Origin of the sequence: Streptomyces sp. NBC_00237 (assembly GCF_026342435.1) — a bacterium.
Classification (GTDB): Bacteria; Actinomycetota; Actinomycetes; order Streptomycetales; family Streptomycetaceae; genus Streptomyces.
In genome coordinates, this window is the sequence record NZ_JAPEMT010000002.1 from 1,939,506 (window position 1) to 1,961,825 (window position 22,320).

Sequence of the window (22,320 nt, forward strand, 5' to 3'; positions counted from 1 at the left end):
TGCCTTCCGTGAAAGGTAGTTGGCTGTCGGTCCGGGCTTACTGGTAGACGAAGCCCATGACGATGCCGATGAGGGCGAGAGCCTCACAGAAGGCGAAGCCCATGATCTGGTTGGTGCGGATCAGGCCGGCGGCCTCGGGCTGACGCGCGAGGGCCTGGGTGCCGTTACCGAAGATGATGCCGACGCCGACGCCGGGGCCGATCGCGGCGAGGCCGTAGCCGATGGAGGCGACGTTGCCGACGACGTTCTCCTTGGCACCGGCAGCGAGGTTGACAAGCTCGAGAGCAGCGGACATGCCGTTACTTCCTTCTCTTTCACGGACCGGTGGGGGTTGGCCACCGGACGTCTGTTGGTTCTGGGGGGCGGGACCGACGAGGTGGCCGTCGGCGCCCGGATCGTGCTGGCTCAGTGGCCCTTGGCGAGTGCGCCCTGGACGTAGCTGGAGGCCAGGAGCACGAAGACGTATGCCTGGACGGCCTGGATGAAGAGCTCGAAGACCGTCATCACGAGGACCATGACGAAGGACACGGTGCCGTAGGCGATGCCGATGCCGTTCATCAGGTACCAGGAGGCCAGCGTGAACATCACGATCAGCAGGTGACCGGCGAACATGTTCGCGAACAGTCGCACCGCGTGGGTGAAGGGCCGGATGACCAGGTTCGAGAAGAACTCGATGACCACGACGAGCGGCAGGACCCAGCCGAGCGACTTGTCGTAACCGGTGATGTTCTTCCAGCCGCCGGTCCAGCCGTGCTTCTTGAAGGTCAGCGAGACCCAGAGCACGTACACGATCAGCGCGAGACCGGCCGGGAAGGCGATCAGCGACGGGACCGGGAACTGGGCCAGCGGGATGATGGACCAGACGTTCATGATCCATACGAAGAAGAACAGCGACACCATCAGCGGGACGTACTTCTCGCCGTCCTTCTTGCCGATGATCTCGTAGACGATGCCGCGGCGGACGAAGTCGTACCCGGCCTCACCGATCATCTGGACCTTGCCGGGCACCAGCTTCGGCTTGTTGAAGGCCGCCCAGAAGAAGGCGACGATCACCAGCGTGCTGAGCAGCGCGAGCAGCATGGGCTTCGTGAACTCGAAGCCCGCCACCTCGAACATCGGCTTGTACAGGAAGGTGTGGAGGCCCGGAGCCGGGAACCCGCATCCGGTGAAAATGTGGCAGCTCGCATCAAAGGCAAGCGTTGTGTCAGCACTCACCGCGGGCTCCTTCAGCGTGGCGCATAGGTACGGCAACCTCGTTGTGTCGGCGCGGCAGGAAGCCGCGGGTCGGCACTGGACTGGTGGTCTTTGTCTTACGACTGGGCTGGAAATGCTGGGCGGGGCGGTTCGGCAACGAGCCTCGCGCTGGGACAGGCGTCAGCTCGGATGCCCGCGCCCGCAGTGCCGCAGTTGGCACCGGACGATAGCAGCATCTCGAACGGCCATTTATCCCGGCCCTACCCTTCACGTCGCGGACCCGGTCTTCTGGGGCTTCTCGGCCTCGGACGAATCGGGGTCGACGTAAAAGATCTTGGCCTTCATGTAGGCGCGCGCCTGGGCGGCGACCCACACGAGGGTGACGGCGAGCAGCGTGAAACCGAACGCCTTGAAGTCGAACAGCTCTGTTCCCTTGAACACTGCCAGGAAGACGAACAGCAGCAGCAGTTGCAGGACGTAGAGCAGGAGCCCCATGGCCTGAAAGAGCTGCGGCAGCCGCTTCGCGGTGCGCTGGAGTGCCACCAGCCCACCCCCCATGAAAACGAGCGAGACCGCCGCGCCGACGAGTGCCCCGAGCGCACCTTCGCCGCCCCCGACCAACGCGCTGACCAGCACGGCGACAGCGCCGACGGCAGCGGAAGGTACGGCGGTTCGAAGGAGTGTCCGGACGTCGTTGGACGGCATGGCGGCAGCTCCGCTTTGCTTGGTGGGGGCAGTGGGTGTCGTCATGGACGAGCGTAAGCCCGGATCGAGAAGGGTCCTCGGGCCGATGGGCCCTCGCACCGGGGCCCTTCGGCTCTGTCGCCGGGTCTCGTGAACCGTATCACAAACTATTTGATGCAGTCTTTACCCGGAAAGTGTGGTTGCTGTCACACATGAGAGTGACCCCGCCCGTGTGTGCAGTGCACGCCATCGCTTTGTCTGGTAATGGGCTCCACTGAGGCAATCGTCAACGTGGAGACATCAGTTGAAACGCGAACGGGTGCCCACCGCAGTCGACCCGTTGACGCCCGCCGCGACCGGCGCCCGGTCCCCTTCGTCGCTTCCGTCGCTCTCTTCCTCCGTCGCCCCAGCAGCCTCCTGGGCCCCCGTGGACGCCTCTGCGGAGGACGCCACCGCCTGCCTGCCGCTACGCCGGTAGCGGGGCGGCACGAAGGCTTCCATCCACCGCGGAGCACGCGGGGTGAAGCGCGGCAGGAGCAGCAGGACGAGACCCAGCGCGCTCAGCCCGACGACCACCAGCACGATCCACATGCTGGCCGAGTTCACCGAGTACGCGACCATGCCGAACGCGATCAGCGCCGACCAGAAGTACATGATCAGCACCGCCCGGCTGTGCGAGTGGCCGATCTCCAGCAGACGGTGGTGCAGGTGCCCGCGGTCCGCCGCGAACGGCGACTTCCCCTGCCAGGTCCTGCGCATGATCGCCAGCATCAGGTCGGCGAACGGGATCGCGATGATCGTCAGCGGCAGCAGCAGCGGGATGAACACGGGCAGCATGGCGTGCGTCGCCGCCCGCTCGCCGCCGACGAAGAGGTTCAGCACGTCCGAGTCGACCTGCCCGGTGATGGAGATCGCCCCGGCCGCGAGCACCAGCCCGATCAGCATCGACCCGGAGTCGCCCATGAAGATCCGGGCCGGATGCATGTTGTGCGGCAGGAAGCCCACACACATGCCGATCAGGATCGCCGCGAACAGCGTCGCGGGGGCCGCCTCCTCGATCCCGTACCGGAACCACATCCGGTACGCGTACAGGAAGAACGCGGTGGCCGCGATGCACACCATGCCGGCGGCGAGGCCGTCGAGCCCGTCCACGAAGTTCACCGCGTTGATGGTGATGACGACGAGCGCGACCGTCAGCAGATTGCCCTGCCAGGGGGTGAGCGAGACCGGACCGACCCCGGGAACCGGCAGGTACAGCACGGTGAGCCCCTGCATCACCATCACACCGGCGGCGATGAACTGTCCGCCCAGCTTGATCAGGGCGTCGATCTCGAACTTGTCGTCGAGCACGCCGATCAGCCAGATCACGGCGGCGCCCGACAGCAGCGCCCGTGGCTCGTTCGACAGGTCGAAGACACCGTTGAGGCTCTCCAGGTGGTCCGCCACCAGCAGCCCCGCACACAGACCGCCGAACATGGCGATCCCGCCGAGCCGCGGTGTCGGCTCCCGGTGGACGTCGCGGGCGCGGATCTCCGGCATCGCTCCGGAGGCGATGGCGAACTTCCGCACCGGCCCCGTCAGCAGATAGGTCACCGCGGCCGTGACGCAGAGCGTCAACAGGTATTCACGCACGGGCTGCCCCACAGTTATCGCTGGCCATCTCAGCCCCACACCCTAGCTTCGCGGCTGCGGGGTTGAGGACACTCGGGTGCGGCGGACGGTTCCACACCGCCCGTTCGCCCCCGGTAAGCCCCGGTAAGGACGAACTCTTTCACCCTCGATACGGGGGAAAGCGCCTCGCCAGCGCGCGTACCTCCGTGGCCGCATTCCGCTCCCCCCTCAGCGCCAGCGCGAACAGTGCCACCACGCGGGCCATCTCCGCCTCGCCCATGCCCTGCGTGGTCACGGCGGCCGTGCCCAGCCGCAGCCCCCGCCGCTCCGGATCCCCGTACGGCAACGCACACGTGTCGAGCACGACACCCGCCGCCGCCAGCAGCCCCTTGGCCTCGCGCCCGTCCATCCCCAGCGGAGCCGGGTCGACGGTGATGAGATGCGTGTCGGTCCCCCCTGTCGTCAGCGCGAACCCCTCCGCCGCCAGCCCTTCCGCCAGCACGCGCGCGTTGGAAACCACCTGATGGGCGTACGCGGTGAACGCCGGCCCTGCCGCCTCCCCGAAGGCCACCGCCTTCGCCGCGATGGTGTGCATCTGCGCGCCCCCCTGGGTGAACGGGAACACCGCCCGGTCGACGCGCTCCGCCAGTTCCTCCCCGCACAGCAGCATCCCGCCGCGCGGCCCCCTGAGTACCTTGTGCGTCGTCGCGCAGACGACGTCCGCGTACGGAACGGGATTGGGCGCCGCTCCCCCGGCCACCAGCCCGATGGGATGCGCGGCGTCGGCCACCAGATACGCCCCGACGTCGTCGGCGATGCCCCGGAAGGCCGCGTAGTCCGGATGCCGGGGGTACGAGATGGACCCCACCACGATCGCGCGCGGCCGGTGCTTGCGCGCCAGCGCCCACACCTGCTCGTAGTCGATGAGCCCGGTCCCGGCGTCGACCCCGTACCCGACGACGTCGAACCACCGCCCGGAGAAGTTGCTCGGCGACCCGTGGGTGAGGTGCCCGCCGGACGGCAGCCCCATGGCCAGCAGCGTGTCCCCCGGCTTGAGCAGCGCGGCGTACGCGGCGAGCACCGCGGCCGACCCCGAATGCGGCTGCACATTGGCGTGCGCGGCCCCGAAGAGCCCCTTCGCCCGGTCGACGGCGATCCGCTCCGCCGCGTCGACGACCTCGCACCCGCCGTGGTGGCGGGCCCCCGGGTATCCCTCGGCGTACTTGTTGGCCAGCACCGAGCCGAGCGCGGCCAGTACGGCGGGCGAGGTGAAGTTCTCGGCGGCGACGAGCTGGAGCCCCTGGGCCTCGCGCTGTGCCTCGGCCCTCACGATGTCGGCGATCTCCGGATCGAGCCGTGCGAGGGCGTCGAAGTCGGCGCCCGGGTGCTCGGGGGCGGGGGGACGCTCATCGACGACGGACATCTCTGACTCCGGGCCTGCGGTGAGGGAACCTGAGTGACGTGTCCCCCAATGTAGGCCCACCACACCCTTGCCGCGCGGCGTTCGGGAGCGCGGCCCAAGGCCCGCCGGACGCTCAGTCCTTGCCCGGCACTCCGGTCAGCGCCGTCACCACCGGATCCAGCGCCACACTGATCTCCTCGCCGATCGACCGGAAGAACGTGATCGGCGCCCCGTACGGGTCGTACACCTCGTCCGCCTCCTCCGTGGGAGCCAGCAGCCACCCGCGCAGGGCCGCCGCCGCCCGCACCAGCGCCCGCGCCCGCTCGACCACCCCGCACTCGACCGGATCGGGCAGGGTCAGCGGGTCTATGGCCCGTACGAGCCGGTTGAACTCCTTCAGCGTGAAGGTCCGCAGCCCCGCCGAGTGCCCCATCGAGATGACCTGCGCCCGGTGGTCCCGCGTGGCGGTCAGCACCAGATCGGCCCGGATGACGTGCTCGTCCAGCAGCTCACGCCCCACGAAACCCGAGGCGTCCGCCCCGAAGTCCGCGAGGACGGCCGCGGCGTTGGCCTCCATGGGCGCACCCTCGTGCCCCCACGTACCGGCGCTCTCGACGACGAGGCCACCGCAGAGCGGATCCCCGAGCCGCTCCCCCAGGGCATGCCGGGTCAGCCGCTCGGTGATCGGCGAGCGGCACACGTTGCCGGTGCTGACGTGGAGGATACGGAAGGTGGTCCCCGATATGCCTTCTGCTGTGCCACGCCCGTCAAGGGCGGTCAACTCGCCACCTCAAGATCGGGCACGACCTTGCGGAGCTCCTCCGCACTGAGCACTCCCGCACGCAGCAGCACCGGCACCGGGCCGGTCACGTCGACGATCGAGGACGGCAGGTTGCCGGGGGTGGGGCCGCCGTCCAGGTACACCGAAACGGAGTCGCCCAGCATGTCGAGGGCGGCGTCGCAGGTCTCGGGCGACGGGTGCCCGGTGAGGTTTCCCGAGGAGACGGCCATCGGGCCGACCTCGGTGAGCAGCTCGATGGCGATCGGGTGCAGCGGCATCCGGATGGCGACGGTGCCCCGGGTGTCGCCCAGGTCCCACTGCAACGACGGCTGGTGCCTGGCGACGAGCGTCAGCCCGCCGGGCCAGAAGGCGTCGACGAGCTCCCACGCCTGCTCGGAGAAGTCCGTGACCAGGCCGTGCAGCGTGTTCGGGGAGCCGATCAGCACGGGGCTCGGCATGTTGCGCCCGCGTCCCTTGGCCTCCAGCAGGTCGCCGACGGCCTCGCTGCTGAAGGCGTCCGCACCGATCCCGTAGACGGTGTCGGTGGGCAGGACGACCAGCTCGCCCCGGCGGACGGCCGAGGCGGCTTCGCGCAGACCGGTCTTGCGGTCGGTCGCGTCGTTGCAGTCGTATCGCCGTGCCATTTAACGGACCCCCTCGGGCAGGAACTTCTTGTTGTACGACATCGAACTGGTCACGGCATCGCCTTGCGGGCGGTGGCGAAGCGCGGCCGGTTGTTGAGGTCCGGGTGGTCGGCGGCGTCCGCCCAGCCCCGCTCCTCGGTGAAGATCCACGGGACCTGGCCGCCCTGGGTGTCGGCGTGCTCGATGACGACGACGCCGCCGGGGCGCAGCAGGCGGTGGGCGGTGCGCTCGATGCCCCGGATCAGGTCGAGGCCGTCCTCGCCGGAGAACAGCGCCATCTCGGGGTCGTGGTCGCGGGCCTCGGGGGCGACGTACTCCCACTCGGTGAGCGGGATGTACGGCGGATTGGAGATGACGAGGTCGACCTGGCCGTCCAGCTCGGGCAGCGCGGTGCGCGCGTCGCCGTGGTGGAGGACGACCCGCGACCCGTCAACGTTCTTCCGGGTCCACTTCAGGGCGCCCTCGTCCAGCTCCACGGCGTGCACGCGCGAGCGCGGCACCTCCTGGGCCAGGGCGAGCGCGATGGCGCCGGAGCCGGTGCACAGGTCGATGATCAGCGGCTCGACGACGTCCATGGCGCGTACGGCGTCTATCGCCCAGCTGACGACCGACTCGGTCTCCGGCCTCGGCACGAACACGCCTGGTCCGACCTGGAGCTCCAGGTAGCGGAAGAAGGCGCGTCCGGTGATGTGCTGGAGCGGTTCGCGGGCCTCGCGGCGGGCGATGGCCTCCCAGTAGCGGGCGTCGAAGTCGCTGTCGGGGACCCGGTGCAGCTCTCCCCGCTTGACGCCGTGGACGAACGAGGCGAGCTCCTCCGCGTCGAAGCGCGGTGAGGGCACGCCGGCGTCGGCCAGCCGCTGGGTGGCCTGCGCCACCTCGGCGAGCAGCAGATTCATCCGGTTCCTCCGGCTTGCAGGGACAGCTGGGTGTCAGGCTCTTTCGTCCGTACGGGTCGCGTACGGACGCGTGCTTACTGCGCGGCGGCGAGCTTCGCCGCGGAGTCGGCGTCGACGAGGGCCTGGATGACGGCGGTGAGGTCGCCGTCGAGGACCTGGTCCAAGTTGTACGCCTTGAAGTTGACGCGGTGGTCGGAGATCCGGTTTTCCGGGAAGTTGTACGTCCGGATCTTCTCGGAGCGGTCGACCGTACGCACCTGGCTGCGACGCACGTCCGAGGCTTCGCGCTCGGCGGCCTCCTGGGCGGCGGCCAGCAGGCGGGAGCGCAGGATGCGCATGGCCTGCTCCTTGTTCTGGAGCTGGCTCTTCTCGTTCTGGCAGGAGGCGACGACACCGGTCGGCAGGTGCGTGATGCGCACGGCGGAGTCGGTGGTGTTGACGGACTGGCCGCCGGGGCCGGACGAGCGGTAGACGTCGATGCGCAGGTCGTTCATGTTGACCTCGACCTCGACCTCCTCGGCCTCGGGCGTGACGAGCACGCCGGCGGCGGAGGTGTGGATGCGGCCCTGCGACTCGGTGGAGGGCACGCGCTGCACGCGGTGCACGCCGCCCTCGTACTTGAGGCGGGCCCACACGCCCTGGCCGGGCTCGGTGGCGCCGTTGCCGCCCTTGGTCTTGACGGCGACCTGGACGTCCTTGTAGCCGCCCAGCTCGGACTCGGTGGCGTCGATGATCTCGGTCTTCCAGCCGACGCGCTCCGCGTACCTGAGGTACATGCGCAGCAGGTCACCGGCGAACAGGGCGGACTCGTCGCCGCCCGCGCCCGCCTTGACCTCAAGGATGACGTCCTTGTCGTCGTTGGGGTCCCGGGGGACGAGGAGGAGCCGCAGCTTCTCGGTGATCTCCTCGCGCTGCTTCTCCAGGTCCTTGACCTCGGCGGCGAAGTCGGGGTCGTCCGCCATGAACTCGCGGGCGGTCTCGATGTCCTCGCCGGTCTGCTTCCATGCCTTGTAGGTGCCGATGATCGGGGTGAGTTCGGCATAGCGCTTGTTGAGCTTGCGCGCGTTCGCCTGGTCCGAGTGGACCGACGGGTCGGCCAGCTTCTTCTCAAGATCGACGTGCTCGCCGATCAGGTCCTCGACCGCCTCGAACATCTTCGGGCTCCTGGGTTCGCTAATTCGCTAAGTAGTGAAGATTGAGCGCCTGCGTCACGACAAAGCGCCGGTCCTCCTCCGCTCCGGTGGGGAGCGGTCGAGGACCGGCGCGATGACTCGCTACTTCGCGGCGGAGCCGGCCTTGCCGAAGCGGGCCTCGAAGCGGGCCACGCGGCCACCGGTGTCGAGGATCTTCTGCTTGCCCGTGTAGAACGGGTGGCACTCGGAGCAGACCTCGGCACGGATGGTGCCTTCGGTCAGGGTGCTACGGGTGGTGAACGACGCGCCACAGGTGCAGCTGACCTGGGTCTCGACGTACTCGGGGTGAACATCGCGCTTCAAGGTGACTCCTAGAGTTTCGGGAGGGCACCGGGTCGCATCCGCGGATTTGCGGGTACGTGAACCGGGGCCGACGGACCAGTCTGCCAGGGCTGGCCCCCGCTTCAAAATTCGAAGGCAATGGTCTCAACGGGGAGGGCCCCCGATGTATTCCACGCCACGGGGGGACGGCTGTTTCCGGCCGCCGCCCCCGGCGACGCCCCGATCGGCGCCGACGGTCCTCAGCCGCCGCTGACGATCTTCCCGGCGTCGCCCTTGTCGCCCGCCGAGCCCTCGGTGACGGACGCGGGGATGGGCAGGTCGGCCCTGAGCGCCCGCCAGAGCTCCTGGGACTGCTTGTCCAGGGGGACCACGCGGTTGGGGTCCCGGGGGTCGTACTGGACGGGCAGGGTGACCATCTTCATGTCCTCGGCGCCGATGCCCTTGAGGCCGTTGGCGAAGGAGACGAGGCTGGACACGGAGGCCAGGTCGTTGTCGGTCGTCACGGCCTTGGTGGCCGCGTCCCCGAGGTCGTACAGCTTCTTGGGGTTGGTGAACACCCCGATGTCCTTGACCTGCGTGATCAGGGCCTTCATGAACGCCTGCTGAAGCTGGATGCGGCCGAGGTCGCTGCCGTCGCCGACGCTCTTCCGGGTGCGTACGAGTCCGAGGGACTGCTCGCCGTTGAGCTGGTGGGTGCCGGGCGGGAGGTCGAGGTGGCTCTTGGAGTCCTTGATCGCCTTGGTGGTGGTGACCGGGACGCCGCCGAGCTCGTCGATGAGCTTCTTGAAGCCGGTGAAGTCGACCTCGACGTAGTGGTCCATGCGGATGCCGGACATCGTCTCGACGGTCTTCACCGCGCAGGCGGGGCCGCCGACCTCGTACGCCGTGTTGAACATCTGGCGGTCGGCCGCCGGGACCTTCGTCCTGCCGTCCTTGTCGGAGACGCACTCCGGGCGGGAGACGAGGGTGTCGCGCGGGATCGAGACGATGCTGGCCTTCTTGTGGCCCTCGTACACGTGCAGGATCATCGCCGTGTCGGAGCGGGCGCCGCCCTCGTCGGTCCCGTACTTGGCGTTGTCGCCGTGGCGGGAGTCGGAGCCGAGGACGAGGATGTCCTGCGATCCGTTGTCGACCTCGTCGGGACGGTCGGTGCCGAGGGCGCCGTTGATGTCGACGCCCTTGAGGTTGCCGTTGAGCTTGAAGTAGACGGCGCCGAGGCCGCCGCCGCCGACCAGCACCACTCCTGCGGCCACCCATGCCAGGGTGGCGCCCTTCCGGCGCTTGCGCTCTGCCCGGCGCTTGCCGGTGGCCCGTATTCGGCCGCTCCTGCCCTGGTCGCTCATCTGCTCCTCAGTCCCTCGTGGATAACCCGCGTTCCCCCTGCCGTGGTGGATCAGGCACGGTTTGTCGACACTTGTCAGACGTTGAATTACCCAGAAGGGTTGCACAGCGGTGCCGCGTGCCTGGCGCGGAAGAGGCTTGGCCCGCATGCTGCCGGACTCCTCTAAGAGGGCTTCTTATCTGCGCTGAGCTGCGCCTTCTCCGGTGCGGGTGCGGGGATATTTCATGATCACGCCGTGTGACGGGTGTGGCGCAAGTCTCGAACGGGTCACGGCTCGCGTAGCTCGGGTTCGCCTGCGGCGGGTGTCCTCCAACGCCGGACGGGCTGGTTCTACGGGAAACGCCACGAGCCCGGGTGCGGGTCACTGGGAGAGTGACCCGCACCCGGGCTCGTACGAGACCAGCTGCGCCCGAGGGCGACTAGTCGTTGGAGTTGCCGTTGCCCGACGGAGTCGTCTTGGCGATCTGCATCAGGAACTCCGCGTTCGACTTCGTCTGCTTCATCTTGTCGAGCAGCAGCTCGATCGCCTGCTGCGAGTCGAGCGCGTGCAGCACCCGCCGCAGCTTCCAGACGATCGCCAGCTCCTCCGCGTTGAGGAGGATCTCTTCCTTACGCGTACCGGACGGGTCGACGTCCACCGCGGGGAAGATCCGCTTGTCGGCGAGCTTCCGGTCGAGCTTGAGCTCCATGTTGCCGGTGCCCTTGAACTCCTCGAAGATCACCTCGTCCATGCGGGACCCGGTGTCGACCAGCGCGGTGGCGAGGATGGTCAGCGAGCCGCCGTCCTCGATGTTGCGCGCCGCACCGAAGAAGCGCTTCGGCGGGTAGAGCGCGGTCGAGTCGACACCACCGGAGAGGATGCGCCCGGAGGCCGGGGCCGCCAGGTTGTACGCACGGCCCAGGCGGGTGATGGAGTCCAGCAGAACGACGACGTCGTGGCCCAGCTCCACCAGACGCTTGGCGCGCTCGATGGCGAGCTCGGCGACCGTGGTGTGGTCCTCGGCGGGGCGGTCGAAGGTCGAGGAGATGACCTCGCCCTTCACCGACCGCTGCATGTCGGTGACCTCTTCCGGACGCTCGTCGACCAGGACGACCATCAGGTGGCACTCGGGGTTGTTGACCGTGATCGCGTTGGCGATGGCCTGCATGATCATGGTCTTGCCGGTCTTCGGCGGGGCCACGATCAGACCGCGCTGGCCCTTGCCGATCGGCGCGACGAGGTCGATGATCCGGGTCGTCAGGACGCCCGGGTCGGTCTCCAGGCGCAGCCGGTCCTGCGGGTAGAGCGGGGTGAGCTTCTGGAACTCGGGGCGGCCTCGGCCGCTCTCCGGCGCCATGCCGTTGACGGAGTCCAGGCGCACCAGCGCGTTGAACTTCTCGCGGCGCTCGCCGTCCTTGGGCTGGCGGACCGCACCCGTGGTGTGGTCGCCCTTGCGCAGGCCGTTCTTGCGGACCTGGGCGAGGGAGACGTACACGTCGTTCGGGCCCGGCAGGTAGCCGGACGTACGGATGAACGCGTAGTTGTCGAGGATGTCCAGGATGCCCGCGACGGGAATCAGAACGTCGTCGTCGTTGACCTGCGGCGGGGCGTCGCTGCCGAACTCGTCGCGGCCACGACGGCCACGGCGGTCGCGGTAGCGGCCACGACGGCCGCGACGGCCGCCCTCGAAGTCGTCGTCGTCCTGCGGACCATTGTCACGGTCACGGTCGCGGTCACGGTCGCGGCCCTGGTTGCCCTGGTTCCCGCCGCTGACCTGGCCGCCCTGGCTTCCGCCACCGGCTTGGCCCTGGCCCTGACCCTGGCCCTGGCGCTGCTGGCGGCCCTGGCCCTGGTCGTCGCCGCCCTTGTTCCCTCGGTCGCGGTCACGGTCGCGGTCACGACGGCTCTGGCGGTCCTGGCGGTCGCCGCGACCCTGACGGTCGCCTCGGTTGCCTCGGTCACGGCGGCCCTCGGCGTTGTCGACCGCCTGGTCGGCCTTGGCGTCGGTCTTGACGTCCGTCTGCGCCTCGGCCTTGACCTCGGTCTTGACGTCACCCTTGGGCTCGGACTTCTGGCGGTCCGTCACCTCACTGGCGGAGGTGGCCTGTTCGGGGCTTCCGGCCGCTGCGGTGGCGCGGCGGCGGCGGCGCTCGCCGACCGGCTGGTCGTCACTCGCGGGCTGGCCCGGAATGTCGATCTGCTGCTGCGCGACGGCCTTCTCGGCCTTCGCCGGAGCCTCGGCTTCCGGAGCGGCCTCGACGGCGCGGGACTTGGCGGTGGCGCGGCGCTTCGGCTTGGTCTCGGCCTCGGCCGGGGCGCTCTTGGCCGGGGCGGTGCCGCCGCCTGCCTGCGTCTCCTTGATGACCTCGATCAGCTGGCCCTTGCGCATGCGCGCGGTGCCCTTGATCCCGAGGCCGGACGCGACCTGCTGCAGCTCGGCCAGGACCATGCCGTCCAGGCCGGTGCCGGAGCGGCGGCGCCTTGGGGCACTGCCGGTGGCAGCACCTGCGTCGGACGCGTTGTCGACATTCTTGTCGGCAGTCACGCCCATCAGATCGGTGGTGTCGCTCACGAAGGGTCCTTCCCTGGAGCGGACGTCGGCCTGTCTGGCTCGGCGACCGGTTGTGCTGTGCCGGCGGTTCCCTAGGAAGAACCGTGCCGGGGCGGTGGTCCGCCGGATGTGGCGGAGAGATAAACGTGCGTGGGGTTCCGACCCGAAGTCCCCAGTTGCCCCCTCTGGGAAGAACGCGGGGTGTCGTGCCGGTTCCGGAGCGTGCTCAAAACTGCTCAGGCAGGCTGCTCAGGCAGTTTGGGGAGGCTCCCGGAAGAAGATGGTCCCGAAGGGGACACCATGCACCGCGCCGCAAGGGCGTCGGATGCAGACTTGAGATTAACACTACCGGCTCCAACAAACATTCCCCCTCTCTTCCACCGGCAATCGCTCGCGGCCCTATCCGGACACGTCCTGCGGTGCGAGCGGAAGCACGCACGCCCCTACGGCGTCGAGGTTGAGCCGCGCCTCGGCCCATCCGTCGCCCGCCATCCGTACGACCTTGTCGGCCGTACCGTCCTCGGCCAGTGCGAGGACCGTGGGGCCCGCACCGGAGATGACGGCGGGAACGCCGTCCGCGCGCAGCCGGGCCACCAGCGCGAGGCTCTCGGGCATCGCGGGGGTCCGGTAGTCCTGGTGGAGACGGTCCTCGGTGGCGGGCAGCAGCAGCTCGGGGCGCCTGGTCAGGGCCTCGACGAGCAGGGCGGCGCGGCCCGCGTTCACGCTTGCGTCCACATGGGGGACCGTACGGGGGAGAAGACCGCGGGCGGCCTCGGTGAGGACCGGCGTGGAGGGCACGAAGACCACCGGAACGATGGAATCCGCGGGGTCCATCCGGATCGCGCGCGCCGCTCCCGAGTCCATCCAGGCGAGGGTGAAGCCGCCGAGGAGGCAGGCGGCGACGTTGTCGGGGTGGCCCTCGATCTCGGTGGCGAGCTCCAGGAGGGCCTCGTCGTCCAGCTTGGCGTCGCCGCCTATGGTCACCGCGCGGGCGGCCATGATGCCCGCGCAGATCGCGGCGGAGGAGGAACCGAGGCCACGGCCGTGCGGGATGCGGTTGGCGCAGACGATCTCCAGGCCGCGCGGCTGGCCGCCGAGCACGTCGAAGGCGGTGCGCATGGCCCGTACGAGAAGGTGCCGTTCGTCGCGGGGCAGCGTCTCGGCGCCCTCGCCCGCGATGTCGATGTGCAGGCCGGAGTCGGCGACGCGTACGACCACGTCGTCGTACAAGCCGACCGCCAGGCCGAAGGCGTCGAAGCCCGGCCCCAGGTTGGCACTGGTGGCGGGGACGCGCACGCGCACGGCGGCGGCTCGGAAAGCGGGACCGGCCATCGCTCGACGATCTCCTTGTGTGGCTGGGGTGTTGGCGAGGTGGTGAGGACTTCGCTTCGAGGGCTTTCGGAACTCCGGGAACCGTGGTCCCGGGCCTGTACGGCAACGACGCCGCGCATATGCGGCGTGGCGGGTTCGGTACAGCCTATCGAAGGAAGGTTCCCTGGCGACATAGGGCGCACGTGTCGCTTGGGCGTGGGCCGCTTGGGCGCGGGCCGCAGGGGTTGGGCGGTCGCCCGGTTGGGGTGCGGGGTTCCGTGCGGGTCCGATGCGGCTGGTCGCGCCCACGCCGCGGAGCCGCACATCGATACAGCCCCGCGCCCCTTGGTGCATGGCCCGCGCCCGGTGAAAGGTGCGGTCCGCGCCCTGGCGGAAGACGTGGCCCGCGCCCCGGTGAGGAGGGCGGGCCGCGCCTCGGAGTGCTTACGCCAGGCCGAGCTTTTCGGCGGCGGTGGCGGCGTCGACCGGGACCGTGACCGGCTGGGGGGCGCCCGCGACGGCCCAGTCGGGGTCCTTGAGCCCGTTGCCCGTGACGGTGCAGACGATGCGCTGGCCCTTGTCGACCTTGCCCTCTTCGGCGGCCTTCAGGAGACCGGCGACCGACGCGGCCGACGCGGGCTCCACGAAGACGCCCTCCTGGGAGGCCAACAGGCGGTAGGCCGACAGGATTTGACGGTCCGTCACCTCGTCGATGTGGCCGCCCGACTCATCCCGCGCGGCGAGCGCGAAGTCCCAGGAGGCCGGGTTGCCGATGCGGATCGCGGTGGCGACCGTCGAGGGGTCCTTGACGATCTCGCCGCGCACGATCGGCGCGGAGCCGGATGCCTGGTAGCCCCACATCCGGGGGGTGTGCGTGGCGAGCTTGTCGGCCGCGTACTCCCGGTAGCCCTTCCAGTACGCGGTGATGTTGCCCGCGTTGCCGACCGGGAGGACGTGGATGTCCGGGGCGTCGCCGAGCGCGTCGACGATCTCGAAGGCGGCCGTCTTCTGGCCCTCGATGCGTACCGGGTTGACCGAGTTGACCAGCGCCACCGGGTAGTTGTCGGAGAGCGAGCGGGCCAGGGTCAGGCAGTCGTCGAAGTTTCCGTCGACCTGGAGGATCTTCGCGCCGTGGACCAGTGCCTGGCCCATCTTGCCAAGCGCGATCTTGCCCTGCGGGACCAGTACGGCGCAGACCATGCCCGCGCGCACCGCGTAGGCGGCGGCCGAGGCGGAGGTGTTGCCGGTGGAGGCGCAGATGACGGCCTTCGCGCCCTCCTCCTTGGCCCGCGTGATCGCCATGGTCATGCCTCGGTCCTTGAAGGACCCGGTCGGGTTGGCGCCCTCGACCTTGAGGTACACCTCGCAGCCCGTGCGCTCGGAAAGGACCTGCGCGCGGACGAGCGGCGTGCCGCCCTCGCCGAGCGAGACGACCGGCGTCGTGGCCGTCACCGGGAGCCGGTCCCGGTACTCCTCGATGATGCCGCGCCACTGGTGGGTGCCCTGGATGGTCATGGGTCCTTACTCCCCTTCAACACGCATGATGCTGGCGACACCTCTGACGGTGTCGAGCTTGCGCAGTGCCTCGACGGTCCCGGAAAGGGCGGCGTCGGGCGCGCGGTGGGTGACGACGACGAGGGACGCCTCGCCGTCCTTCCCCGACTGGCGGACGGTGTCGATCGACACGTCGTGTTCGGCGAAGACCGTCGCGACCTGGGCGAGCACGCCCGGCTTGTCGGCCACGTCGAGGCTGATGTGGTAGCGGGTGACGACGTCGCCCATGGGGCTGACGGGCAGCCGCGTGTAGGCGGACTCGCCGGGTCCCGTGGTCTCGCTCAGCTTGTTGCGGCAGACCGCCACGAGGTCGCCGAGTACGGCGGACGCGGTGGGCGCGCCGCCCGCTCCGGGTCCGTAGAACATGAGCTGACCGGCCGCCTCCGCTTCCACGAAGACCGCGTTGTACGCCTCGCGGACGGAGGCCAGCGGGTGGGTCAGCGGGATCATCGCGGGGTGCACGCGAGCGGTGACGGACCGGCCGTCGGCGGCGCGCTCGCAGATGGCGAGGAGCTTGACGGTGCAGCCCATCCGCTTTGCGGATGCGATGTCCGCGGCGGTTACCTCGGTGAGGCCCTCGCGGTGCACGTCGCCGATCTTGACCCGGGTGTGGAAGGCGATCCCGGCGAGGATGGCGGCCTTGGCGGCGGCGTCGAAGCCCTCGACGTCGGCGGTCGGGTCGGCCTCGGCGTACCCGAGGGCGGTGGCCTCGTCGAGCGCCTCGGAGTAACCGGCTCCGGACGAGTCCATCTTGTCGAGGATGAAGTTCGTGGTGCCGTTGACGATGCCCAGGACCCGGTTGACCTTGTCGCCCGCGAGGGACTCACGCAGCGGCCGTACGAGCGGAATGGCGCCCGCGACGGCCGCCTCGTAGTACAGATCCCGGCCGTGCTCCTCGGCGGCGGCGTGCAGGGCCGCGCCGTCCTCGGCGAGGAGCGCCTTGTTCGCGGAGACGACGGAAGCACCGTGCTCGAAGGCGGTGGTGATGAGGGTGCGGGCGGGCTCGATGCCGCCGATGACCTCGATCACGACGTCAATGTCACCCCGTTTGACCAGGGCTTTCGCGTCGGTGGTGATGAGTGCGGGGTCGATGCCCGCACGCACCTTGGAGGGCTGGCGGACGGCGACTCCGACGAGCTCGACGGGCGCGCCGATGCGCGCCGTGAGGTCGTCGGCGTGCGTCGTCATGATGCGTGCGACTTCCGAGCCGACCACACCACAGCCCAGCAGCGCCACCTTCAGCGGACGCGTACGCATCATCCGACCTCATTCCTCATACTTCTTACGGTGTTGACCAGTCTCACCCACCGGACGGGAGTTTCTATCCCCCGTCCAGTGACTGAGACGAGGATTCCATTACCCGACATCGAGCCGCAGGAGATCTTCCTCGGTCTCGCGCCGTACGATCACCCGCGCCGCGCCGTCCTTGACGGCGACGACGGGCGGGCGGAGCGCGTGGTTGTAGTTGCTCGCCATGGAACGGCAGTAAGCGCCGGTCGCGGGCACCGCGAGCAGGTCACCGGGGGCGGTGTCGGCGGGCAGGAACGCGTCCCGCACGACGATGTCGCCGCTCTCGCAGTGCTTGCCGACCACACGCACCAGCATCGGCTCCGCGTCCGAGCGGCGCGAGACGAGGGCCACGCTGTACTCGGCGTCGTACAGGGCGGTGCGGATGTTGTCCGACATGCCGCCGTCGACGCTCACGTACGTCCGCAGCCCCTCCAGGGGCTTGACGGTCCCGACCTCGTACAGCGTGAAGGCGGTCGGGCCGACGATGGCGCGGCCCGGCTCGACGGAGATCCGGGGGGTCCTCAGCCTTGCCGCTTCGCATTCGCGAGTGACGATCTCGGTCAGCGCCTTGGCGATGTCCTGGGGCTCGCGGGGGTCGTCCTCGGGGGTGTACGCGATGCCGAGGCCGCCGCCGAGGTCGATCTCGGGCAGCTCCACCCCGTGCTCGTCGCGCACCTCCGCGAGGAGCTGGACGACACGCCGTGCGGAGACCTCGAAGCCCGCCATGTCGAAGATCTGCGAGCCGATGTGGGAGTGAATCCCGATGAGCTCGAGCCCGTCGAGCTTCAGCGCCCGCCGCACGGCCTCCGCCGCCTGTCCCCCGGCCAGTGCGATGCCGAACTTCTGGTCCTCGTGGGCGGTGGCGATGAACTCGTGCGTGTGCGCCTCGACGCCGACCGTCACCCGGATCTGCACGCGCTGGCGCTTGCCCAGCTCCTGCGCGATGTGCGCGACCCGGGCGATCTCCTGGAAGGAGTCGAGCACGATCCGCCCGACGCCGATTTCGACGGCCCTGCGGATCTCGCTCTCGCTCTTGTTGTTGCCGTGGAAGGCGATGCGCTCGGCGGGCATCCCGGCGTCGAGCGCGGTGGTCAGCTCGCCCCCGGAGCACACGTCGAGATTCAGCCCCTCCTCCTTCAGCCAGCGCACGATCGCGCGCGACAGGAACGCCTTCCCGGCGTAGAAGACGTCGGCCTCGGTGCCGAAGGCGTCGGCCCAGGCGCGGCACCGGGCCCGGAAGTCGGCCTCGTCGAGGAAGTAGGCCGGAGTCCCGAACTCCTCGGCCAGCCGGGTGACTTCGATCCCCCCGACGCGTACGACACCCCGCGCATCACGCTCGACGGTCCGCGCCCAGACCTTCTCGTCGAGGGCGTTGAGGTCGTCGGCGGGGGCGGTGTAGTGGCCTTCCGGGAAAACGTCGGCGTGACGGGGCCCGGCGGGGTGGGCGGAACGGCTCATGGTTCTCTCTCACTCACAGGTGGTCGGGTGCGCTGACGCCGAGCTGGGACAGGCCGCCGGCCAGCACCGTCCCGGCGGCTTCGGCGACTGCCAGCCGGGAACGGTGGGCGGCCGAGGGTTTCTCGTCGCCGAGCGGCAGCACCCGGTGCGTGTCGTGGAAGCGGAAGAAGGCGTCGGCGACGGCGACGAGGTGCCGGGCGATGCGCTCGGGGGCGGCGCGTCGTACGGCGGCTTCGAGCTCGACGGCGTACCCGCCGAGGAGACCGATCAGCTCGGGCGCGTCGACGCCCGTGTCGGTGACGGTATCGATGGCCGTGTCGATGGCTGTGTCGTACGAGGCGTCGAACCCGAGGTCGGCGGCGTTACGGGTCAGCGCGCGGGTCCGGGAGTACGCGTAGCGCACCCGGAACAGTGGATTCCGCTCGTGCTGGGCGAGGAGCTCGGCGTCGGGGGCGGCGAGCAGCATCCCCCAGACGGCGGCGTCCCGCCCGAGCCTGGCGACGGCTGCGGCCGGGGGCTCGGGCGCGGCGAGCGCTTCCTCCCGTACCAGACCGTGCTCCAGGAGCTCTCGTACGATCAGGTCCTGGGTCTCGTCCGCCAGGGTGAAGCTGAGGAATCCGGGGCCGGTGATGTCGACGGCGGCGATCCCGGGCGTGCCGTCGATCCGCTCCTTCAGCAGCGCGGCGACCTCGCGCGGGCTCTGCCCCGCCTGCTTGGCCAGCCGGAGCGCCACATTGCTGGCCCAGTCGCCGGTGCCCCCCGGGCGGGTGCGCTCGACGGCGGCCCGTTCGGGCACCGGAGCGGACAACACGTCCTCCTCGACGGCACGGCGCACGGCGCGCAGCACGGTACGGGAGAGCTCTGCGGGGGTCACGGGGCAAGCCTAGGCGAGGAGGGGGGTCCCCCCGCCAACCGGTTTCAGCATGCGGGCGGCGGGGCAGGGCGCCGGGCGGGTCGCAGGGGGCGGGTCCTACGGGGTCGGCGGGCATCCCCTCGTACGACTCGTATGACGGACGCACTCACCCACATGGTCGCCGTCGGCTGACGGCGGATCCTCCTGACCCGCCAGCCTGCGCACGAGCCGCACCAGTTCGGCGGGCTCGAAGGGCTTCGAGAGGAAGGCGTCCACTCCAGCGGCGAGGCCGCTCTCCACTTCGTACTGCGTACAGGCGCTGACGATCGCGACCGGCAGATGGCTCGTGCGCGGGTCGGCGCGCAGGCGGGCGGCGGTGCTGAGGCCGTCGAGGCGGGGCATCACCACGTCGAGGGTGATCACGTCGGGGCAGATGCGGTGCACGATCTCCAGGCATTCGGCACCGTCGGACGCGGTCACGACCTCGAAACCCTCCAGTTCGAGATTGACCGTGATCAGCTGGCGGATGACCTTGTTGTCGTCGACGACAAGGACCCGGCCAAAGGTGCCTGGCACTCTTCGAGAGTAGGTCTGACTCCCGCACCGCGTCCGGGTTTTGCCCACTTAGGCCCCGTGCGGGGGAAGCGCTTGCTGACGGCTGACGTGCGGAGGTGCAGATATCTGTTCACGGGCACGGGGCGGGAGCTGGTAAGGTTCACCACGTCGCCGACACACGCCGGACGACACGCCCCCGTAGCTCAGGGGATAGAGCATCGGCCTCCGGAGCCGGGTGCGCAGGTTCGAATCCTGCCGGGGGCACTCAGCCACTGTTCGTTTCGAGCAGGGCGAAGTGCCGAGTACAGAGGGTCGGACTCAGTTTTCACTGGGTCCGGCCCTTTGTCGTATGTCGGGGCGTCCGGTGTCCGGGTGTCCGGGCGGGTGCCGCGCGTGAGGGCTTCGGTGGGCTCCGCCATGTGGGGGTCATTTCGGGGCATGGGGCTGGCAAAGAGGGGTGGGGTGGGGCGGAGGGGGTCCGTACGCTTCGCGCGGGTCCGCGTCACGGGCCTCAAGTGGCGTGCGGGACATGGGGGTTGCGAGCGATGAAGTCCGTGGTGCTGAACTGGGGGCCGACGCTGTTGTTCAGCGTCCTGTTGCCGTGGGTGACGTACGGGATGCTGACGGACGGCGGGGTGGAGCCGGTCGCGGCGCTGTTCCTGATTGCCTTGTGGCCGTTGGCCGAGGTGGGGATCTTCTACGGGTTGAATCGGCGGGTGGACGAGTTCGGCGTGATGATTCTGATCGTGCTGGTGCTCGGGGCTGTCAGTGCGCTTGTTTTCCAGAGCGAAAAGATGGTCTTCGTGAAGGACTCCGCGGTGACGGGGTTGTTGGGGCTGGCGTTTCTGGTGACGTTGTGGCTGGAGCGGCCGATGATGTTCTATTTCGGGCGGAAGTTCGCGACCGACGGGTCGGCTGCGGGGGTCGCCCGGTGGAATGGGCTGTGGGACGCGTTTCCCGGATTCCGGTCGAGTCAGCGGAAGTTGACCGTGGTGTGGGGGGTGGCCTTCCTGGTGGAGGCCGGGGTGCGGGTCGCGCTCACCTTTGCGCTGGACACGTCGACCATGGTCGGGGTGTCGGGGATCATGCCGTTCGTGGTGCTGGCGGGGTTGTTGACGTACACGATCCAGATGGGGAAGAAGGGGCGGGCGAGGATGGCTACTGCTCCGGCAGGTGATTCGCCCGCCGGTTCTTCGGCTGCCGGGTCCGCTGCTGACGCAGCCGGGTGACGGGCGGGTAATTGGGGGGCGTAGTGCCTCGGTCAGGCAGGGGTTCGCTTGCGGGCGGGCGCCTTCTTGGCCGGGGCTTTTTTGGTGGTGGCGACCTTGCTTGGGGTGCATGCTGCCCTAGCTCCCAAGACTATGGCACCGGAACCACATGGCGCGGGAATCAGCGTCTCCGTGCATTGCGGCTGTGAACTCGCTTGACAGCTCAACAAATTGCGGGGCGTCAGGGACGATGCCGACATGCAACAAGTGGCATGCTCTGTAGGCGATTTGAGATGGACGCAGAGGATGAGGAGTAGCTGGTATGGACCTGTTGCAGTACCCGTGGAGCAGCGAATCAGATGCGCTGGGGCACTTCTTCGCCTACCAGCGCGCTGAGGCAGCACTGCTCACACGCCACCCCGAGCTGAGTGGCCGCATAGAAATGCACTCGCCCTTGAACTCATTGCCCGCCATGCTCACCGTGCGGGTCAGTGGCGGGGGCAGAGTTCTCTTGTGGCTGACACGTTTCGCGAAGCCGCATGGCTTCTATCCGTTCTGGCTGATCATCGGGCCCGCCGACAAGGGTCATCCGCGGATGTGGGACGCCTTGACCGACGCGGACGTGCTGGCCGACGCCGTAGGAGAACGTGTCAGGGCGTACGAAGAACAGCGTGCAGAGCTCAGCCCGTGGAAATGGGATGAGCCGGACAGCAAAGTGCCGATCGTCAGGTTGGCCGATGCGCTGGAAGCCCGAGGGCACGACGTCCGCCTCGTGGTATCCGCGAACCGGATACGTACCACGGAGACCGTGAAGGGCATCGAGGCCTTTCCCTACCGGGCTCATGAGGGTGACTTCGTGGCGATCGGGATGGGCCGGAGTTCGGTTCGTATCTCCCGGAAGCCGAAGATCGGTTGGCTTGTGGATGTTCATGAGGAGGCACGGGGCATCCAGTGGCGTCCGGATGTCCACTCCCTTTTCCGCGGGGAAGCCGGAGTCGTCCCCGGTAGCGAACTCACCGACGAGATGCTCGATGAACTGCACGGTGTCATCGAGAGAGCTTTGCGGGAAGGCCCTCCGGAAGAGCGCCTGGTCGTGCCCCGTCACAAGGGGGAGATGCCTCGGGCGCGAAGTACGCAGGATCAGCGGCACACCTCACATCCGGCATCACGATCCACCGTCCGGGAACTTCGTACCCTTGGGTTCGGTGACGTGGTCGAAGTCGATGCCGGTGCGGAGTCTCCGGCGTCGCTGTCGTCCGAGTCACTGGCCATTGTCCGGTGGGAGCGCGACAAGGCTCTGGGGCTTGCGGACATCAAGATGATGTATGCCGATGCCACCGTTTCCGGAAAGCGGCTGTTGGTGCTGCTTCGGAGGAGCATGACGCGCCCCGCAAGCGACTTTGCGGACCAGGCGAATGTCTTTGCGTACTGGGCCGACGAATCAACCGGGAGCATCACTCCGTACAGCAGAGCAGCCCAGGAGGCCGCTTTCGCCGAGGTGTAGTTCCGAGTGGTGTGGGGCCGCCGGGGC

At 69.1% G+C, this 22,320-nt stretch carries 20 protein-coding genes and 1 tRNA gene; 3 read left to right on the forward strand and 18 right to left on the reverse strand.

Annotation, left to right across the window (positions count from 1 at the left end; translation table 11 throughout):
* Positions 1 to 37: 37 nt before the first annotated feature.
* The 18 genes from atpE to OG897_RS22445 all read right to left on the reverse strand — a co-directional run bounded on the left by atpE (position 38) and on the right by OG897_RS22445 (position 19,602).
* Entirely contained in the window at positions 38 to 295 is a 258-nt protein-coding gene (gene atpE / locus OG897_RS22360; protein ID WP_189826685.1) for an ATP synthase F0 subunit C, read from the reverse strand.
* 110 nt (positions 296 to 405) lie between these two features.
* Positions 406 to 1,215: a F0F1 ATP synthase subunit A gene (gene atpB, locus OG897_RS22365; RefSeq protein ID WP_266658969.1), complete on the reverse strand. Its 810-nt coding sequence runs from the start codon at positions 1,213 to 1,215 to the stop codon at positions 406 to 408.
* 246 nt (positions 1,216 to 1,461) lie between these two features.
* Positions 1,462 to 1,899 carry a hypothetical protein gene (locus OG897_RS22370; protein WP_266660407.1) on the reverse strand — a complete coding sequence of 146 codons (438 nt, stop codon included), beginning with the start codon at positions 1,897 to 1,899 and terminating at the stop codon, positions 1,462 to 1,464.
* A 279-nt stretch (positions 1,900 to 2,178) separates the two neighbouring features.
* A complete protein-coding gene (locus OG897_RS22375; RefSeq protein WP_266658970.1) occupies positions 2,179 to 3,522 on the reverse strand; it encodes an MraY family glycosyltransferase in 1,344 nt (447 codons plus the stop codon).
* A gap of 127 nt (positions 3,523 to 3,649) precedes the next feature.
* Positions 3,650 to 4,912 carry a serine hydroxymethyltransferase gene (glyA, locus tag OG897_RS22380; RefSeq protein WP_266658971.1) on the reverse strand — a complete coding sequence of 421 codons (1,263 nt, stop codon included), beginning with the start codon at positions 4,910 to 4,912 and terminating at the stop codon, positions 3,650 to 3,652.
* Positions 4,913 to 5,024: 112 nt separating this feature from the next.
* A complete protein-coding gene (locus tag OG897_RS22385; protein WP_266658972.1) occupies positions 5,025 to 5,672 on the reverse strand; it encodes a protein-tyrosine-phosphatase in 648 nt (215 codons plus the stop codon).
* The gene (locus OG897_RS22390) at positions 5,669 to 6,316 is read right to left on the reverse strand and encodes an L-threonylcarbamoyladenylate synthase (protein WP_266658973.1); all 648 of its coding nucleotides are present in this window, start codon (positions 6,314 to 6,316) and stop codon (positions 5,669 to 5,671) included. The genes OG897_RS22385 and OG897_RS22390 overlap by 4 nt, the downstream gene beginning before the upstream one ends.
* Before the next feature lie 50 nt (positions 6,317 to 6,366).
* Entirely contained in the window at positions 6,367 to 7,212 is an 846-nt protein-coding gene (gene prmC / locus OG897_RS22395; protein WP_189826679.1) for a peptide chain release factor N(5)-glutamine methyltransferase, read from the reverse strand.
* 74 nt (positions 7,213 to 7,286) lie between these two features.
* Entirely contained in the window at positions 7,287 to 8,366 is a 1,080-nt protein-coding gene (gene prfA, locus OG897_RS22400) for a peptide chain release factor 1 (protein ID WP_266658974.1), read from the reverse strand.
* Positions 8,367 to 8,486: 120 nt separating this feature from the next.
* Positions 8,487 to 8,708 carry a 50S ribosomal protein L31 gene (gene rpmE, locus OG897_RS22405; protein WP_189826677.1) on the reverse strand — a complete coding sequence of 74 codons (222 nt, stop codon included), beginning with the start codon at positions 8,706 to 8,708 and terminating at the stop codon, positions 8,487 to 8,489.
* A 218-nt stretch (positions 8,709 to 8,926) separates the two neighbouring features.
* Positions 8,927 to 10,030: an LCP family protein gene (locus tag OG897_RS22410; protein ID WP_266658975.1), complete on the reverse strand. Its 1,104-nt coding sequence runs from the start codon at positions 10,028 to 10,030 to the stop codon at positions 8,927 to 8,929.
* Positions 10,031 to 10,448: 418 nt separating this feature from the next.
* Complete coding sequence (gene rho, locus OG897_RS22415) at positions 10,449 to 12,581, reverse strand: transcription termination factor Rho (protein ID WP_266658976.1); 2,133 nt, start codon at positions 12,579 to 12,581, stop codon at positions 10,449 to 10,451.
* A 378-nt stretch (positions 12,582 to 12,959) separates the two neighbouring features.
* The gene (gene thrB, locus OG897_RS22420; protein ID WP_266658977.1) at positions 12,960 to 13,892 is read right to left on the reverse strand and encodes a homoserine kinase; all 933 of its coding nucleotides are present in this window, start codon (positions 13,890 to 13,892) and stop codon (positions 12,960 to 12,962) included.
* 423 nt (positions 13,893 to 14,315) lie between these two features.
* The gene (thrC, locus tag OG897_RS22425; protein WP_266658978.1) at positions 14,316 to 15,386 is read right to left on the reverse strand and encodes a threonine synthase; all 1,071 of its coding nucleotides are present in this window, start codon (positions 15,384 to 15,386) and stop codon (positions 14,316 to 14,318) included.
* A 6-nt stretch (positions 15,387 to 15,392) separates the two neighbouring features.
* Positions 15,393 to 16,682 carry a homoserine dehydrogenase gene (locus tag OG897_RS22430; RefSeq protein WP_266660409.1) on the reverse strand — a complete coding sequence of 430 codons (1,290 nt, stop codon included), beginning with the start codon at positions 16,680 to 16,682 and terminating at the stop codon, positions 15,393 to 15,395.
* Between the two features lie 99 nt (positions 16,683 to 16,781).
* On the reverse strand, positions 16,782 to 18,173 hold the full coding sequence (lysA, locus tag OG897_RS22435) for a diaminopimelate decarboxylase (RefSeq protein WP_266658979.1): 1,392 nt from the start codon (positions 18,171 to 18,173) through the stop codon (positions 16,782 to 16,784).
* 13 nt (positions 18,174 to 18,186) lie between these two features.
* Positions 18,187 to 19,047: an ArgS-related anticodon-binding protein NrtL gene (gene nrtL / locus OG897_RS22440; RefSeq protein WP_266658980.1), complete on the reverse strand. Its 861-nt coding sequence runs from the start codon at positions 19,045 to 19,047 to the stop codon at positions 18,187 to 18,189.
* 96 nt (positions 19,048 to 19,143) lie between these two features.
* On the reverse strand, positions 19,144 to 19,602 hold the full coding sequence (locus OG897_RS22445) for a response regulator (protein WP_323188087.1): 459 nt from the start codon (positions 19,600 to 19,602) through the stop codon (positions 19,144 to 19,146).
* A 171-nt stretch (positions 19,603 to 19,773) separates the two neighbouring features.
* Here OG897_RS22445 and OG897_RS22450 point away from each other — a divergent pair.
* From OG897_RS22450 to OG897_RS22460, 3 genes are all read left to right on the forward strand, one after another.
* Positions 19,774 to 19,845, forward strand: a tRNA-Arg gene (locus OG897_RS22450).
* 281 nt (positions 19,846 to 20,126) lie between these two features.
* Positions 20,127 to 20,810 (forward strand): VC0807 family protein, encoded by a 684-nt coding sequence (locus OG897_RS22455; protein ID WP_266658982.1) that lies wholly within the window; start codon positions 20,127 to 20,129, stop codon positions 20,808 to 20,810.
* A 301-nt stretch (positions 20,811 to 21,111) separates the two neighbouring features.
* Positions 21,112 to 22,293 (forward strand): hypothetical protein, encoded by a 1,182-nt coding sequence (locus tag OG897_RS22460; RefSeq protein ID WP_266658983.1) that lies wholly within the window; start codon positions 21,112 to 21,114, stop codon positions 22,291 to 22,293.
* Positions 22,294 to 22,320: the final 27 nt, after the last annotated feature.